General features: G+C 72.2%; 15 protein-coding genes and 1 pseudogene. 8 read left to right on the plus strand and 8 right to left on the minus strand.

The annotated features are described in order from the left end of the window. The first annotated feature begins 1 nt into the window (after position 1). Complete coding sequence (locus BM290_RS10710; protein WP_203779324.1) at positions 2-769, plus strand: hypothetical protein; 768 nt, start codon at positions 2-4, stop codon at positions 767-769. Between the two features lie 228 nt (positions 770-997). Here BM290_RS10710 and BM290_RS10715 read toward each other — a convergent pair whose 3' ends face one another. Beyond that, complete coding sequence (locus tag BM290_RS10715; RefSeq protein WP_093613634.1) at positions 998-1774, minus strand: SAM-dependent methyltransferase; 777 nt, start codon at positions 1772-1774, stop codon at positions 998-1000. Positions 1775-1945: 171 nt separating this feature from the next. Here BM290_RS10715 and BM290_RS10720 point away from each other — a divergent pair, with 171 nt between their 5' ends. Then, positions 1946-2434: a carboxymuconolactone decarboxylase family protein gene (locus BM290_RS10720; RefSeq protein WP_093612689.1), complete on the plus strand. Its 489-nt coding sequence runs from the start codon at positions 1946-1948 to the stop codon at positions 2432-2434. Positions 2435-2667: 233 nt separating this feature from the next. On the opposite strand, the gene BM290_RS10725 is transcribed toward BM290_RS10720, so the two are convergent. The 3 genes from BM290_RS10725 to eno form a co-directional block, all read right to left on the minus strand. Next, complete coding sequence (locus BM290_RS10725; protein WP_093612691.1) at positions 2668-3381, minus strand: SDR family NAD(P)-dependent oxidoreductase; 714 nt, start codon at positions 3379-3381, stop codon at positions 2668-2670. Between the two features lie 112 nt (positions 3382-3493). Then, positions 3494-4156: a class I SAM-dependent methyltransferase gene (locus tag BM290_RS10730; protein ID WP_093612693.1), complete on the minus strand. Its 663-nt coding sequence runs from the start codon at positions 4154-4156 to the stop codon at positions 3494-3496. 139 nt (positions 4157-4295) lie between these two features. Next, complete coding sequence (gene eno / locus BM290_RS10735; RefSeq protein WP_093612695.1) at positions 4296-5561, minus strand: phosphopyruvate hydratase; 1266 nt, start codon at positions 5559-5561, stop codon at positions 4296-4298. A gap of 120 nt (positions 5562-5681) precedes the next feature. Here eno and BM290_RS10740 point away from each other — a divergent pair, with 120 nt between their 5' ends. Next, a complete protein-coding gene (locus BM290_RS10740; protein WP_093612697.1) occupies positions 5682-6563 on the plus strand; it encodes a MerR family transcriptional regulator in 882 nt (293 codons plus the stop codon). A 76-nt stretch (positions 6564-6639) separates the two neighbouring features. On the opposite strand, the gene BM290_RS10745 is transcribed toward BM290_RS10740, so the two are convergent. Both BM290_RS10745 and BM290_RS10750 read right to left on the minus strand, forming a co-directional pair. Further along, positions 6640-7785 (minus strand): glycosyltransferase, encoded by a 1146-nt coding sequence (locus tag BM290_RS10745; protein ID WP_093612699.1) that lies wholly within the window; start codon positions 7783-7785, stop codon positions 6640-6642. Beyond that, a complete protein-coding gene (locus tag BM290_RS10750; protein ID WP_093612701.1) occupies positions 7782-8498 on the minus strand; it encodes a lysophospholipid acyltransferase family protein in 717 nt (238 codons plus the stop codon). The genes BM290_RS10745 and BM290_RS10750 overlap by 4 nt, the downstream gene beginning before the upstream one ends. 68 nt (positions 8499-8566) lie before the next feature. On the opposite strand from BM290_RS10750, the gene BM290_RS49635 reads away from it, so the two are divergent. Then, positions 8567-9265, plus strand: coding sequence for a DUF998 domain-containing protein (locus BM290_RS49635; RefSeq protein WP_093612703.1), 699 nt, complete (start codon positions 8567-8569; stop codon positions 9263-9265). A gap of 106 nt (positions 9266-9371) precedes the next feature. Here BM290_RS49635 and BM290_RS10760 read toward each other — a convergent pair. Then, positions 9372-10040: pseudogene (locus BM290_RS10760) on the minus strand (glycosyltransferase family 2 protein); the annotation flags it as partial. On the opposite strand from BM290_RS10760, the gene BM290_RS10765 reads away from it, so the two are divergent. Continuing rightward, on the plus strand, positions 10039-10530 hold the full coding sequence (locus BM290_RS10765) for a cupin domain-containing protein (RefSeq protein WP_093612707.1): 492 nt from the start codon (positions 10039-10041) through the stop codon (positions 10528-10530). The pseudogene BM290_RS10760 and the gene BM290_RS10765 sit on opposite strands and share 2 nt — an antisense overlap. Here the strand turns inward: BM290_RS10765 and BM290_RS10770 are convergent. Then, positions 10517-10840 carry an ArsR/SmtB family transcription factor gene (locus tag BM290_RS10770; protein WP_093612709.1) on the minus strand — a complete coding sequence of 108 codons (324 nt, stop codon included), beginning with the start codon at positions 10838-10840 and terminating at the stop codon, positions 10517-10519. The two genes, BM290_RS10765 and BM290_RS10770, sit on opposite strands and share 14 nt — an antisense overlap. Positions 10841-10940: 100 nt before the next feature. Here BM290_RS10770 and BM290_RS10775 point away from each other — a divergent pair, with 100 nt between their 5' ends. The 3 genes from BM290_RS10775 (at position 10941) to BM290_RS10785 (ending at position 15650) form a co-directional block, all read left to right on the plus strand. Continuing rightward, positions 10941-12023, plus strand: a complete 1083-nt coding sequence (locus BM290_RS10775; RefSeq protein WP_342352048.1) for an NADH:flavin oxidoreductase/NADH oxidase — start codon at positions 10941-10943, stop codon at positions 12021-12023. A gap of 158 nt (positions 12024-12181) precedes the next feature. Then, the gene (locus BM290_RS10780) at positions 12182-14056 is read left to right on the plus strand and encodes a putative bifunctional diguanylate cyclase/phosphodiesterase (RefSeq protein ID WP_177319653.1); all 1875 of its coding nucleotides are present in this window, start codon (positions 12182-12184) and stop codon (positions 14054-14056) included. 187 nt (positions 14057-14243) lie between these two features. Next, entirely contained in the window at positions 14244-15650 is a 1407-nt protein-coding gene (locus tag BM290_RS10785) for a family 43 glycosylhydrolase (protein WP_239143514.1), read from the plus strand. Positions 15651-15703 lie beyond the last annotated feature (53 nt).

Genomic DNA, 15703 nt, shown 5'->3' on the forward strand with positions numbered 1-15703 from the left:
CATGCGTTCCACCGAGGCACACCCAGGTTCGACGCCCGTGATCGGGTCGCTGCTGGCGACCGGCTCGGCGCTGATCGCGGCGTTCGTGTTCGCGCCGGCCGCCCTCCTCGGCGGCGCCGTCAGCGGCGACGCGGTCGGGCGAGGCCTCGCCGAGTACTGGCGAAGCGGCGGACCGCGATACCCGGCGCTCCTGGCCGCCCTCGTCGACCACTGGTTCCGCTGGCACGCGATCAAGGTGGTGATCAGCTCGCTGATCATCGTCGTCTTCGCCCTGCTCGCAGTCGCGCTGTGGCGCCGATACCTGCACGGCGCGGCCGGACACGCGGCGGGAGCCATCGGCGCGACCGTCTTCACGGTCCTCGCGACGGGACTGCTGATCCTCAACATCCAGGCGACCGCCGTACCCCTGGTCGCACTGCTCCCGATGCCCGCCGCCGGCGAATCGGGTCCGGTCCCGCACGAGATACGCGCGGCGCTGACCGGCCCGGCCGGCGGACCACCCGCGTTGACGGTGCTGCTCGGCGAGGTGGAGCGTTACCACTGGGTCATGGTCGCGACGGCGGCCACGGTGCTGGCGGCGCTGGCACCGGCAGGCGCGGCACTGTGGCGGCGGCGCGGCGCCGGCGACGCGCGCCTCCGGTTCCTGCGCAGAACCCTCTCGGTCCTCCTGACCGTCACCGCGAGCCTGCTGCTGCTCCTGGTGGTGGCCGGCGCGCTGTCGGCGGCCGCGCCCGGGGACACGCTCCTCACCGTCCTGGCCCCGGCCTGACTCTCCGCCCGTCATCGTGGGCGAACCGCGGGGCCGTCCCGCACGGCACCGGCACGGGGTCGCCGCGCGGTCAGGCGATGCGGGGCCGCCGCGCGGTCAGGCGATGCAGGGCCGCCGCGCGGTCAGGCGATGCAGGGCCGCCGCGCGGTCAGGCGATGCAGGGCCGCCGCGCCGCCCGAGGGCTCACCCCACTCCGGGCGTGGGCGTCGCACCCGGCGGCCGTCGGGGTCAGGCGATGCGGGCGACCGCGCCGTAACCGGTGGCCTCGGCCGGGGTCGGGCGCGGGCCGGGCTGCGGGCGCCAGTCGGAGACCGAGACGATGCCCGGCTCCAGCAGGTCGAGGCCGTCGAAGAAACGGGTGACCTCGGCCAGCGGGCGCGGCGAGAACAGCGGCCGGATGTTCTTGTTCACCGCGTCCATGGCGGCGATCGTCTCGGCGTCCAGCGGATCGAACGTCGCATGTGACAGCACCAGATAGCTGCCCGGCGGCAGCGCCGCGACCAGTTGCCGGACCACCGACCACGGGTCCTCGTGGTCCTCGACGAAATGCAGCAACGCCACCATCAGCAGCGCGATCGGCTGCGAGAAGTCCAGGGTCTCCCGCAGGGCCGGGTCGGCGAGGACCTTCTCCGGGGTACGGGCATCAGCGTCGATGTACGCGGTCGCCCCCTCCGGTGAACTCGCCAGCAGGGCCCGCGCATGCACGAGCACCAGCGGATCGTTGTCCACGTAGACGATCCGCGACTCCGGGGCGATCCGTTGCGCCACCTCGTGCACGTTGTCGGCGGTCGGCAGGCCGGTGCCGATGTCCAGGAACTGCCGGACACCCGCCTCGCCGGCGAGGAACCGCACCGCGCGCTGCATGAACGCCCGATTCTCCCGGGCCGCCGTCCGGATGTGCGGGAACACCGCGGCGATCGCCTCGGCCGCGTCCCGGTCGGCCTGGAAGTTGTCCTTGCCACCGAGCCAGTAGTCGTACCGCCGGGCGGGGTGCGGCTTGGTCATGTCGATACGGGCCGCGAGGTCCGCACTGTCGGCGCTCACCGAGGTCTCTCCCGTCGTCCGTGACACGAGGCGGCCGAGTCTACGAGATCCGCACCCGGAGATCCATTCCGGACCGGAGATCGAACCGGTCGGAGGTGGACGGCCGGCACCGGCCCATGATGACGTGAGATCGTGCCACACATCGACCTGCCGCCACTGCCGGGAATCGCCGGCCTGCTCGCCGGCTATCCACAGACCGCCGGACCGCTCAACGACCTCGCCCAGACCCTGCTCCGGGGCCCGTCACCGCTCTCCCCCGCCCAGCGCGAGACCATCGCGGCGTACGTGTCGCGCCGCAACGAGTGCACGTTCTGCGCCGAGACACACGGCGCCGTGGCCCGGCGGCTCGGCGCCGACGACACCGATCCTCTGATGGAGCCGTTGCTGGCGATAGCCGACCGGGTCCGCGTGGACGGCCGCTCGGTGACCCCCGGCGACATCTCCCGTGCCCGGGAGGCCGGAGCCGACGACCGGGCCATTCACGACACGGTGCTGATCGCGGCGGCGTTCAGCATGTACAACCGCTACGTCGACGGCCTCGCCACCCTGACCCCCACCGACCCGGCCGTCTACGAGCGCCACGCCCACAACCTGGCCTCGAACGGCTACCTCCCGGGGTAACCGGCCAAACGCCCGAGAGATCGCCCGCGCCAGGTGAGGCCGGCGCCCGAGAGATCGCCCACGCCAGGTGAGGCCGGCGCCCGGGAGATCGGCCCGGCTCAACCAAAGCTGTCGCCAGTGGATCGGCCCGGGTCGGGTCAAACCGGCGCCGGTCAGATCAACCGGCTCAGGCCGGGCCGCGGGTGGCGACGGCCCGGGTCAGGCCGGGCGGGCGCGGGTGAGGTCGGCCCGGGTCAGGTCAAACCGGCGCCGGTGAGGTCGGCCAGGGCTGCCAGCAGGTCGTCCTGGAAACGGCGGTCGTGGGTGGCCGGGTGCGGGGACTGGCGCTGCCGGTGGTGCCAGTATCCGCCGGTGGTCAGCGCCTCCGGGTCGTCGCTGGTCGCGAGCCACTCCTGGGTGAGGTGCCCGAGGCGCAGGTCGTCGGGGGCGCCCGGCCCGCCCATCCTCGTGGGCACCCACCCGGGGTCGACGGCGTTGCTGACCACGCCGGGCCGGATCCGCGCGACCGCGACGGCCAGTACGGTGACGAACAGCTTGCTGTCCGAATAGTTGCCGGACCGCAGGAGGGACACGTCGGCGCGGCCGCCGCGGTGCATGCCGCTGCTCAGATACACCAGACGGCGCGGTCCGTCGATGAGGGCAGTCAGCAGGTAGGGTGCGACCGCGTTGACCGGCATGATCTGCGCGCCGGTGTAGACGCCCGCGTTGTGGATCACCACGTCGACCGGGCCGAGCCGGCCGACCTGCTCCGCCACGTCCCGCGTCTCCTCCGGATCGGCCAGGTCACCGGCGACGGTCGACGCGCCCCGGTCGGCGAGGTCCTTGACGGCGGCCAGTCTGTTCTCGCTGCGGGCGTGCACGATGACGTCATGCCCGCCGTCGAGCAGCGTCTCGGCAGCGGCCCGCCCGAGCCCGTCCGCCGAACCGGTGATGAAGATCCTGGTCAAGGTTTTCCTGCCTCCATCTCCTCGGTGGTACAGCCGATCAGCGTGATCAACCGGGCCGCGATGCCGGCGACCTCGCGTCTTGCCGACCCCCGGGAACCGGGACGCCACGACATCACCCCTGAACGGGAGCGGCCTTGACCGCATGGACCAGCTCGATGGTGCCCGCCCGCCGGCGCACGGTCTCGACCACCTCGAAGCCGGCGTCCCGGACCAGTGGCAGCTGACGACGGGTGAAGTGCTCCCCCGCCGCCGGGACGGAGAACCGCTCGATCACCCACTGCAGCGCGTAGACCGGCGGCCATGTGCTCGCGACGTGGTCGAAGAGCAGCAGCCGCCCGCCCGGCGCCAGCACCCTCCGCATCTCGGTGATCGCCGCCCGCGGGTCGGCGATCGCGCACAGCGACAGCGCACAGACGATCGTGTCGAAGGAGGCGTCGGCGAACGGCAGCCGGGCCGCGTCGGCTTCCCGCAGGTCGACGGCAAGCCCCAGGTCGGCGGCGCGTTCCCGCGCGAACGCCAGCATGCCCGGGCTGACATCGACCCCGGCGATCGTCCCCGCCGTCTTGCCCGCCTCCGGCGCTGCCGCCGGGAAGTACGGCAGGTTACGGCCCGTGCCGACACCGACGTCGAGCACACGGCCCACGACCCGGCTGCCGAGCCACTCCCGGCCACCGGTGAACCAGAACCGCTCCGGTAACGCGATCTGCCGGTCATAGCTCGGCGCGGCCTTGTCCCAGACCCGCCGTGCCTTCGCGGCGCCGTCCGACCCTTCCACCGTTGCCTCCCTGCCGACACGACCGGGGATCCGGCCGCTCCCGTAACCGGCCCGCCTCACTGCCGCCGATGTTACGAGCCGACCGACGTTACGAGCCCACCGACGCCGCAAGACCCGGACGCCGCAAGCTGCGGTACCGCTATCGGGTCCCGGCGTAGAGAGCCGACCGGCCCAGCTCCTCCTCGATGCGGATCAGCTGGTTGTACTTGGCGGTCCGGTCGCTGCGGGACAGCGACCCGGTCTTGATCTGCCCGCAGCCGGTGGCGACGGCCAGATCGGCGATGGTGGTGTCCTCGGTCTCGCCGGAGCGGTGCGACATCACCACCCGGTAGCCGGCCCGGTGCGCGGTATCGACCGTACGCAGCGTCTCGGTGAGCGTGCCGATCTGGTTGACCTTGACCAGGATCGCGTTGGCGTAGCCGCCCTCGATACCGCTGGTCAGACGGTCGGCGTCGGTGCAGAAGACGTCGTCGCCGACGAGCTGGAGACGGTCGCCGGCCCGGGCGGTGAGCTTCTTCCAGCCGGCGAAGTCGTCCTCGGCCATCGGATCCTCGATCGAGCTGATCGGATACCGGCCGGCCAGGTCCAGCAGGTAGGCGATGTGCTCGTCGACGGTACGGGTGAGCTTCTCCCCGGCGTACACGTAGGCGCCGTCGTGGAAGAACTCGGACGCCGCCGGGTCGAGGCAGATCGTGATGTCGGCGCCGGGCCGGTAGCCGGAGTCCTCGACGGCCCGCATCACGAAGCGCAGCGCCTCGTCGGCGTCGGTGAAGGACGGCGCGAACCCGCCCTCGTCGCCGACGTTGGTGCTGTGCCCGGCCTCGGCCAGCCGGCGGCGCAGCGTGTGGAACACCTCGGCGCCCATCCGTACCGCCTCGAAGAAGGTCGGCGCGCCGACCGGGGCGATCATGAACTCCTGGAAGTCGAGCGGGTTGTCGGCGTGCGCGCCGCCGTTGACGATGTTCATCATCGGCACCGGCAGCAGGCGCGCCCCGGCCCCGCCCAGGTATCGGTGCAGTGGCTGCCGGTGCGCCTGGGCCGCGGCCTTCGCCGTCGCCAGGGACACGCCGAGGATCGCGTTGGCGCCGAGCCGGCCCTTGTCCTTGGTGCCGTCCAGCTCGATCATCGTGGCGTCGATCAGGGCCTGCTCCTCGGCGTGCAGGCCGGTCACCGCGGCGGCGATCTCGCCGTTGACCGCGGCGTCCGCCTGGCTCACGCCCCTGCCGTGGAAGCGCCGCGGGTCGCCGTCGCGCAACTCGACCGCCTCGCCGGCGCCGGTCGACGCCCCGGACGGCACGGCGGCCCGCCCGGACGAGCCGTCGGCGAGCACCACGTCGACCTCGACACTCGGGTTGCCCCGGCTGTCGAGGATCTGCCGCCCGAACACCCGGCTGATCGCCGTCATCTCACACACTCCCTGGTCCGTCGTGATGGCGGGACCAGACTGGCCGTACACCCGCGGGGTTGTCATCGCGAGGAGAATCGCGTTGACCCGTACCCCCGGGTATGGGTTTAAGGTCGCCGCATGCGCGTGGGGGAACTCGCGCGACGGACCGGGACCACCATCCGGGCGTTGCGCTACTACGAGGAGTCGGGGCTTGTCGTGCCGCGGCGGCTGGGCAACGGCTACCGCGACTACGATCCGATCGCCGAGCGGCAGGTCGCGCAGATCCGGGAGCTGATGGCGCTGGGGCTGACCGTGGAGGAGACCCGGCCGTTCGTGGAGTCGCTGGCCAACGACGACGACGTGTGCGCGGCGGCGGTGGCGACCTTCCGCAGCACGGTGACCAGCCTGTCGGCCCGGATCGGGGAGCTGACCGCGCAGCGGGAGGCGCTCGACGCGCGGATCGACACGGCGGCCCGCCAGATCGTCACCGGCGCGCCGGCCCCCGGTGGCGAGCCGGCCGGTCTCGTCGGCGGGCGGCTGCCGGAGCTGGACTTCTACGGCACCGACGGGCAGCCGATCAGCCTGCACGCGCTGGGGCCGGGGCGCAGCATCGTGTTCGTGTACCCGCTGACCGGGCGGCCCGGCGTCGACCTGCCGCGCGGGCTGCTGGAGGTGCACGGTGCGCGGGGCGCGGGCCGCGACAACTGGCTGCGCGACCACCACGCGGAGCTGCTGGCCGCGGGGGCCGCCCGGGTGTACGGGTTGTCCGCCCAGTCGACCGGCTACCAGCGGGAGCTCGCTCATCGGCTGCGGCTGCCGTACCCCCTGATCCCGGACCCGAGGCTGACCCTGGCCGCCGCGACCGGCCTGCCCACCCGGACCGCCGGCGACCTGACCGTCTACGAGCGGCTCACCCTGATCGTCACCGACGACGTGGTGGAGCACGTCTTCCACCCGATCCCGGATCCGGCGTCGCACGCCCTCGACGTGATGCGATGGCTCACCCAGCGGCGGCGCTGAACGTCATGCTTCCGGCGATCCCCGACGCCGCGGCAAGGCCGGGCGACGAGGCCTCGCGGGTGATCATCGGGCGGGTTCACCCGCGCCGCGCCGACAAGGCCAGCTCATAGATCGCCAGCAGGCGATTCACGAACACGTCCGGGGTGTACGCGGACGCCGCCGCCAGTCCGTCGCGGATCGTGGTGGCCCGTAACCCGTCGTCGACGAGCATCCGCAGCAGGCCCGTGGCCAGCGCGTCCGGGGTCGGGTCGCAGGCGAACCGCCCCGCACCGGTCTCTCCCGGCCTGGTCGTCAGCCCCCGGTCGACGACGACCACGGGCAGCCCGGCCGCTTCCGCCTCGGCCAGGACCAGGCTCTGCGTGTCCGTGGTGGAGGTGAACGCGAGCACGTCGGCGGCCCGGTAGAACGCGGTGACCTGCTCGTACGGCACCGGCGGATGCACCTCGACGTGCCCGCCGAGCCCGAGCGCGGTGATCCGGCGGTGCAGGTGGCGGCGCTGCTGCCGGACGCCGACCATGATCAGCCGGGCCGCCGGGCGGGCGGCGAGGACCCGGCGGAACGCCTGCAGCAGCAGCTCGGGGTTCTTCTCGGCGGTCCCCCGCCCGACGGCGAGCACCACGTCGCCGCGGGGCCGGGACAAGCGCGGGCCGGCCGTGGTGACCGGTGTCGGCAGCACCCGGATCGCGGCGGCCGGCGCGAACGCCGCGAACCCGGCGGCGGTCTTGTCCGACGGGGCGATCGCCACCGTCATCCGCGCGAACATGGCCCGGCCGAGGGCCTCCAGCCGCAGGCGGCGGACCCGTCCGGGCCGGGTCAGTTCCCCGAACTCGCGCGGTGACCAGCCCAGATCGAGGCGCAGGGCGCACCAGGCGGCGCCGATCGGGATCTCGGCGAACAGGTCGGCGTACGCCATCAGGTCGGTGTGCCAGGTGACGACGAGCGGCACCCGCCAGCCGGCGGCGGCACGGAACCCGGTCATCCCGATCGGGCCGGTGGTCTGCGCGTGGACGATGTCGGCGGGCCGCGGGGTGAACGGCAGGCCGACCCGGACCTGCCGCGACGGCACCGGGATCGAGCGGACGCCGGGGCGCAGCAGCGGCCCGGGGCGGTACAGGTCGACCTGGTGGCCGGCCGCGCGCAGGAGCCGTACCTGCATCTCGGTCGACCGGATCACGCCGTCGGGGCGGCCGGGGTGGCTGTCGCAGAAGTGCGCGATCCTCACTGCCCGAGCTCGGCCGCGATCGCCGCCCGGGCCGCGTCGCGCAGGGCCGCGGCGTCGGCGAAGTCACCGGGCAGCAGGGGTGGCAGCACCTCGACGCGGGCGCGGATGTGCTCGCGCAGCACGAAACCCGCGCGCGGCAGCGCCTGCCGGGTGCCGTGCACGGCGATCGGAAAGACCGGCACATCATGGCGTACGGCCAGGTCGAACGCGCCGTTCTTGAACCGCTGCAGCGCGCCGTCGGACGTACGCGTGCCCTCCGGGAAGATCATCAGAGGGGAGCCGGCGCGCAGGTGAGCGTCGCAGAGCTCCATCATCCGCCGCACCGACGCGCCACTGCCGCGGACCAGCGGCACGTACCCGTTGAGGCGCATGTTCCAGCCGATCACCGGCACCCGGAAGATCTCCTGCTTGGAGACGTACTTGAACGGCCGGAACAGCGCGAACAGCACCAGGATGTCGATCAGCGAGGCGTGGTTGGCGACGAGCACGGCGGGCCCGCGCCAGGGCAGCCGGTCGCGGTGGCGCACGCTCAGCCGCCACAACGGGCAGATGTAGACGTAGAACGACGCCCACGCGCACGAGTACAGATGCAGGGCCACCCGGCGGCGGTCGAACGGCAGCGTCACCAGCCACACCAGCACCGCGCCGACGAAGAAGACCGGGCAGGTGACGACGAGGAAGGCCCAGAACACCACCGAGAAAACCCCAAACATGCGGACATCCTTACGGTACGCCGTACGCGTCGCCACCCCTGCTGAGGCGTCGACGTAGTCTGCCGGTCATGGGCGGGGTGACGCGGGTGCTGCCGTTCTTCGGCGTGCTCGCCGCCGTGCAGATGCCCGTGGTGACCACGGTGGACGGCCTGCTGCGCCCCGGCTTCGATCCGATGCGGCAGTGGATCAGCCACCTGGGCCTCGGCGAGTACGGCTGGATCGGCGCGGCCAACCTCGCGACCTGCGGTTTCTGGCTGATCCTGGCCGCGGCCGGGCTGTGGCGCCGGGCGGACCGGTGGGCGGCCGGGCTGGTGCTGTGGTGCGGGGTGTGCCTGATCGCGCTGGCCGTGGTGCGTACCGACGCGGGCCTCGGTTTTCCGCCGGGCGTGCCGGTCGAGCACACCGTGCGCGGGCTGATCCATCAGATGATCTCGGTCACGCTGGCCGTCGCCGGGGTCGGCGCGGTGTCCCGGCTGGGGCCGCGTCGCCCGGCGCTGCTGGTGGCGGGCGTCGTGACGACGCTGTTCACGGCGGCGACCGGGCTGGTGCTGCTGGACGCCGCCGGGGTCCTGGCGGCCACCCCGAGCGGCCTGCTGGAGCGGGTCGCGCTCTTCACCGGGCTGGGCTGGATCGGCGTGTTCAGCGGCCGGGCAGCATCGGGTTCTTCCGGCCGCCGTCGCTGCGCAGCGTCGCCCACCGGCGGGGCTGGGCCAGCGCGTACGCCAGGCGCAGCGCGGGAAACAGCAGAAGCTGAATCCGGCCGGTGACCCAGGCGCGGGCGTAGGCGGCCGAGCGGCCGGAGTGGCGGCGGTAGGTCCGCTCGGTCATCAGCGTGTACGAGCGGTAGGCGCCGAACCGGTTCGCGATCCGGCGGGCCGAGGTGCCGGCGCGCATGCCGGGGGCGAACACCGTGCCGGCGCCGCCACGGTGCAGGTGGATGCCCAGGTCGATGTCCTCGTGCACGTGCTCGTCGGTGCACAGCTCCGGGCGTACCCGATGCCAGGCCGTTGATCTGATCGCCATGTTGGCGCCGAGCAGCCAGTCGAGCGGGCCGCGGCCCCAGACCCGGCGGAAGAGCGCGTCGCCGCCGTCGACGAGGCGGGCCAGCGCCATGTCGTAGTAGGTGACCGGCCCGGTCGCGGCCTGCACGGCCGGGTCCTGAAAAGTCCGGCGGACCGCCCGGGACCAGCTAGGATCGAGCCGCGTGTCGGCGTCGATGCGGCCGAGCACGTCGCCGGTGGCCGCGTCGAGTCCCCGGTTGCGGGCGTGCTGGACGCCCCGGCGCGGCTCGTGCAGGACCGTCACCCGTCCGGCGTATTCGCCGAGGATCCGCGGGGTGGCGTCGTCGGAGCCGTTGTCGACCACGACGATCTCGTGGACCGGCTCGTGCTGGCGCAGGATCGCGTCCAGGCAGGCGCGCAGGAAGTGCTCCTCGTTGTAGACCGGCACGACGACGGAGATCAGCATGTGCCCATCCTCGCCGGTCGGCGTACCGCTATTTGGATTGACGCCCGTCGAGCAGATCACGAGGGTTTCGCCCATGAGTCAACTGCGTGTCGTCGGTCCCGGTGAGGGACGCAAGGGTGATCTCGGCGCGATCACCGTGGATTTCAAGGTCTGGGGCGCCGACACCGGTGGCGCGCTGGCGATCGTCGAGCACGAGTTCCCGCCGGGCGCTCTGGTGCCGCCGCACGTGCACACCCTGGAGGACGAGACGTCGATCGTGACCGCGGGCCTGATCGGGTTCCGCTCCGAGGACCGGGAGGCGGTGCTCGGCGCGGGCGGCTACATCGTCAAGCCGAGGGGCGAGGCGCACGCCATGTGGAACGCCGGGTCCGAGCCGGCCCGGATGATCGAGGTGATCAGCCCGGCCGGGTTCGAGTTGTTCTTCCGGGCGGTCGTCGACATGGTGGAGGCCGGCGACCCGGACCCGGAGCGGGGCGCCGCGCTGGCGGCCGAGCACGGGCTGTCGTTCGTCGACCGGCCGTGGCTGGCCGACGTGGTGCGCCGTTTCGGGCTCAGCGCGGGCTGACCGGGCCGCGGGCCGATGCGAGGACCGCGGCGAGCAGCCCGGGGAACCGGGTGTCCAGGTCGGCGGCGCGCAGCGAGTTGAGGATGGCGGTGCCCTGGTAGCGCTGCTCGATGATGCCGGCCTCGCGCAGGACCCGGAAATGGTGGGTGGAGGTGGACTTGCCGACCGGCAGGGCGAAGGCGATGCACGCCTGGTCCTGGTGGCCGTCGGCGAGTTGGCACACGATCATGCGGCGCACCGGGTCGGCGAGGGCGGACAGCACGGCGTCGAGGTCGAAGTCGGCGGGGCTCGGGTGCTCCAGCGTGCGCATGTGAGGGGGCCCTCCGTCCCGCGCCTTGAATGTACGCCGGTCATCGTACTAACGTCGCCGTTTGTACGAACACCTTCGTACTACGACGCCTATCGAACGGATGTCTACGGTGGCTGAGCTGTTCGAGCCTCTCCAGTTGCGTGACCTGCGGATCCCGAACCGGGTGTGGATGTCGCCGATGTGCACCTACTCGGCCGAGGACGGCTTTCCCTCCGACTTCCACCTGAGCCACTACGCCTCCCGGGCCGCCGGCGGGGCCGGCCTGGTGATGATCGAGGCGACCGGGGTCCGCCCGGAGGGCCGGATCACGCCCTGGTGCCTGGGCCTGTGGTCCGACGAGCAGATCCCGGCGTTCCGCCGGCTCGCCGACGCGATCACCGCCGGCGGCGCCGTCCCCGCCGTCCAGCTGGCGCACGCCGGGCGCAAGGCGGCCTCCAACCGCCCGTGGAAGGGTGGCGGGGCGCTGCCGCCCGGCGACGGCTGGCCGGTGGTCGGGCCCAGCGCGCAGCCGTTCCCCGGCCACCCCGAGCCCGCGCCGCTCGACCGGGAGCAGATCGCCGGGGTGGTGGCGTCGTTCGCCGCCGCGGCCCGCCGTGCGCTGCGTGCCGGTTTCCAGGTCGCCGAGATCCACGCCGCCCACGGCTACCTGCTCAGCTCGTTCCTGTCGCCGGCGTCCAACCACCGTGACGACGAGTACGGCGGCAGCCTGGCGAACCGCGCCCGGATCGTCCTCGAGGTGATCGACGCGGTCCGCGCGGTCTGGCCGGACGAGCTGCCGGTCTTCCTGCGGATCTCCACCACCGACTGGATCACCGAGGACACCCGCCACGACCGCCGCGGCTGGACCGTCGAGGACTCCGTCGAGCTGGCCCGGCTGGCCGGCGAGCACGGCGTCGACCTGATCGACGCGTCCTCCGGCGGCGTCGAGCCGGCGCCCGTGCCGGACCGCCGCGACTACCAGACCGCCCTGGCCGCCCGGGTCCGCGACGAGGCGAAGGTGACCGTCGGCGCGGTCGGCCGCATCACCGAGCCGGGCTGGGCCGAAGAGCTGCTCACCACCGGCCAGGCCGACGCCGTCTTCCTCGGCCGGGCCCTGCTGCGCGACCCGTCCTGGCCCAACCACGCGGCCGTCGCCCTCGGCGCGACCCCGCGCTTCCTGGAACAGTACGGCTACGCCGTGTGATCGGGGGCACTAGCACCCGGGGTGCAACCCGCTGAGGGTCATGCGGTTCCCGAGTTCGCCGATGAGAGGGCAACGGTGGACTCCGGAAGGTGATGATGGCTGCGGTGCGTGGGCATTCGCGATGGCTGGTGGGCGTGCTCGCAGTGATTCTTGCGGGCATGTCCGGCTATGCGGTGTTCGGCAGCTGGCGGCAGTCGGTGATCGTCTCCGAGGTGGCTCAGGACAGCGCCAACACCGACGCCTACCAGCAGACCGCCTACCTGGTCACCTGGGAGATGTCGGTGATCCAGGCGGCGCTGCGCGAGCCCGACGGCGAAGAGCGGTACCAGCTGATGGGCGTGCACCGGCAGGCCCAGCTCGCCATGGAGGACATGGCGATCGTCGACGTCCAGGACTTCGAGCTCACCACCCGTCTGGTGCAGGCGCACCGGGCGCTGAAGCCACAGCTCGACGAATACCTCGACCTGATCGACCGGCGTGCCCTGGACATCGCGACGGCCCGCCTGGAACAGGTCATCAAGCCCACCACCACCACGATCATGACGACCGTGCTGGCCGAGCAGCGCCACCACCTGGCCGACCACACCGAGAAGCAGGCCGCCGCGGAGGCCGAGTCCCAGCGGCAGCTGTGGGGCAACGCGCTCGGTTTCGCGGTGAGCCTCATGGTGCTCGTCATGTTCAGCCGGTCGACCCGCTCGCACCGCCGCCAGGTGGAGACGATGGCGGCCACCGACCCGCTGACCGGCCTGCCGAACCGTACCGAGTTCTCCGCCCGTACCGGCACCGCGCTGGCCGAGGACGCCAGCCACCGGCGACGGCCGAAACAGCCCCGCCTGGGCCGGGCCACCGTGCTGGTGGTCAACCTCGACGGCTTCCGCGACGTCAACGACCAGCTCGGTCACCGGATCGGCGACCTGCTGCTCACCCACGTCGGCCGGCGTCTGCAGGAGTCGGTACGCACCCACGACTTCGTGGCCCGCCTCGGCGGCGACGAGTTCGGCATCCTGCTGCGCGACGCCGACCCGGCCATCGGGGAGACCATCGCCACCCGCCTGACCGACGCCTTCGACGAGCCGTTCGTCATCGACGACATCACCGTCGACCTGGAGGTCAGCGTCGGCGCGGCCACCGCCGGCCCGGGCGAGGACGTGCCGACCGTGCTGCGGCACGCCGACGTCGCCATGACCATCGCCAAGCAGCAGCGTCTCGGGTTCCGCCGGTTCTCGGCCGGGCGCACCGAGGACAGCAACGCCCGGCTCACCCTGCTCGGCGACCTGCGTCGCGCCCTGGACACCGGTGACGAGATCACCCTGCACTACCAGCCCAAGGTCTCCATCAGCACCGGGACGCTTGCCGGGGTCGAGGCGCTCGCCCGCTGGCGGCACCCGGTCAAGGGACCCATCTCGCCCGGCGACTTCATCCCGGTCCTGGAGGCCACCACGCTCATCCACCGGTTCACCCAGCAGGTGCTCACCCAGGCGCTGGCGCAGGCGCGGGCCTGGCTCAACCTGGGGCACCGGGTCCCGGTGGCGGTCAACATCTCCACCCGTTCGCTGCTGGACGCCAGCTTCCCGTCCCGGGTCGCGGCCCTGCTGCGGCAGACCGGCGTGCCCGGCGACCTGCTCGGCATCGAGGTCACCGAGTACAGCATCATGAGCGACCCGAACACCGCCATCGACGCCCTGCACCGGCTGCGCGCCCTGGGCGTGAAGATCTCCGTCGACGACTACGGCACCGGCTACTCCTCGATGACGTACCTGCGGTTGCTGCCGCTGGACGAGCTGAAGATCGACCGCTCGTTCGTCAAGGACATGAGCACCGACCGTGGCGCCCGGGCGCTCGTGGCCTCGACCGTCGAACTGGGCCACAACCTGGGCCTGACGGTGGTGGCCGAGGGCATCGAGGACGAACCGACGCTGACCGCCCTCGCCGAGATCGGCTGCGACCTGGCCCAGGGCTACTACCTGGCCAAACCGATGCCTGCCGGGGACGTCGCCCTCAGCCTGCTGCGGTCCGCCATCGCCGTGGCCTAGACACCGTCAACCGGCCGGCGGGCTGCGGGACGGCCGCCGGCGGGGGTGAGCGCCAGATTTCGACGAGGTTTCTTGACGCACGTCACATCGACGTGCATGTTAACGATCACACCTCGTCCCGTACCACCCTCTGGCAAGGAAGTTCTCGATGTGTCTCCCCGCTCGCGTCCGCCGCAAGGTAACGGTCGTGCTGGCCCTGATGGTCGTGTTGCTGGCCGGACTCGCCGCCCCGGCGACCGCCCAGTTCGTCGCGATCGCCAACCCGGTCATCAAACAACGCGCCGACACCGCGATCTTCAAGCACACCGACGGCTACTACTACATGACCGCCTCGGTGCCCGATTACAAGCGCGTCGAGCTGCGCCGCGCCACCACCCTGCAGGGCCTCGGCTCGGCCGCCACGTCCAACGCGTTCGTCGCGCCGTCCAGCGGAGCGCTCAGCGGCTGGATCTGGGCGCCGGACATCCAGTACATCGACGGCGCCTGGTACATGTACTTCTCCGCCTCCCCCAGCACCGCCGTCTTCGACCAGCGTCTCTACTGGATCCGCAACACCAGTGCCAACCCCATGACGGGTACGTGGAGCGCGCCCCAGCGTTTCAACACCGGCTGGGAGTCGTTCCAGCTGGACGCGGCGGTCTTCGTCAACAAGGGCGTGCGCTACTTCGCGTGGGCCCAGGACAGCCCGTCGACCAGCTTCAACAGCCACCTGTACCTGGCGAGGATGAACGGTCCGACCGCCATCACCGGCACCGCCGTGGAGATCGCCCGGCCGACCGTCGCGTGGGAGAAGGAGGGCGTGGCCGGCGTCGTGGAGGGCCCGTCCCCGCTGGTCAAGAACGGCCGCGTCTACATCGCCTACTCGGCGTCGGCCACCGACTCGCGCTACAAGCTGGGCCTGCTCTCCTCGTGGGACACCGCCGACCTGCTCGACCCGGCGTCCTGGTACAAGCACCCGAACCCGGTGTTCCAGACCGCGAACGGCGTCTACGGCCCCGGGCACGGCAGCTTCACCGTCGCCGAGGACGGTGTCACCGACATGCTGGTCTACCACGCGCGGGACTACGCCACCCCGACGCCCGACGCGCTGACCGACCCGAACCGGCACACCCGCGTGCAGCAGCTGCTGTGGCGCGAGAACGGCGACCCGTTCTTCGGCCAGCCGATCCCCAGCACCGTCACCAACCCCGGCATCCGCGGCCAGCACAGCAACCGCTGCGTCGACAACTGGAACCGGGACACCACACCGAACGCGCTGGTCAAGCTCTACGACTGCAACGGCGGCACCGCCCAGCAGTTCGAGCTGAGTTACCGGAACGGCACGTACTACGAGATCCGCAACCGCAACACCGGCACCTGCCTGTCGAACATCACCGCCAGCACCGCGTCGAACGCCGACGTCGGCCTCTACACCTGCAACGGCTCCACCGCCCAGCAGTGGATCGTCCAGGACCGCGGCAGCGGCTGGTTCTCGCTGCGCAACGTGGCCGGCAACACCTGCCTCGACAACTACAACTGGGACACCGCCAACGGCGCCCGGCTGTCGCTCTACCCCTGCAACGGCCTGGCCGCCCAGTTCTGGCGCCTCGGCTGACCGTCGCCACCCCGGAGGCGCGCGCCGCCTCCGGGGTGCCGCCCCATCCCGCC

Source organism: Actinoplanes philippinensis (genome assembly GCF_900113015.1).
Classification (GTDB): Bacteria; Actinomycetota; Actinomycetes; order Mycobacteriales; family Micromonosporaceae; genus Actinoplanes; species Actinoplanes philippinensis.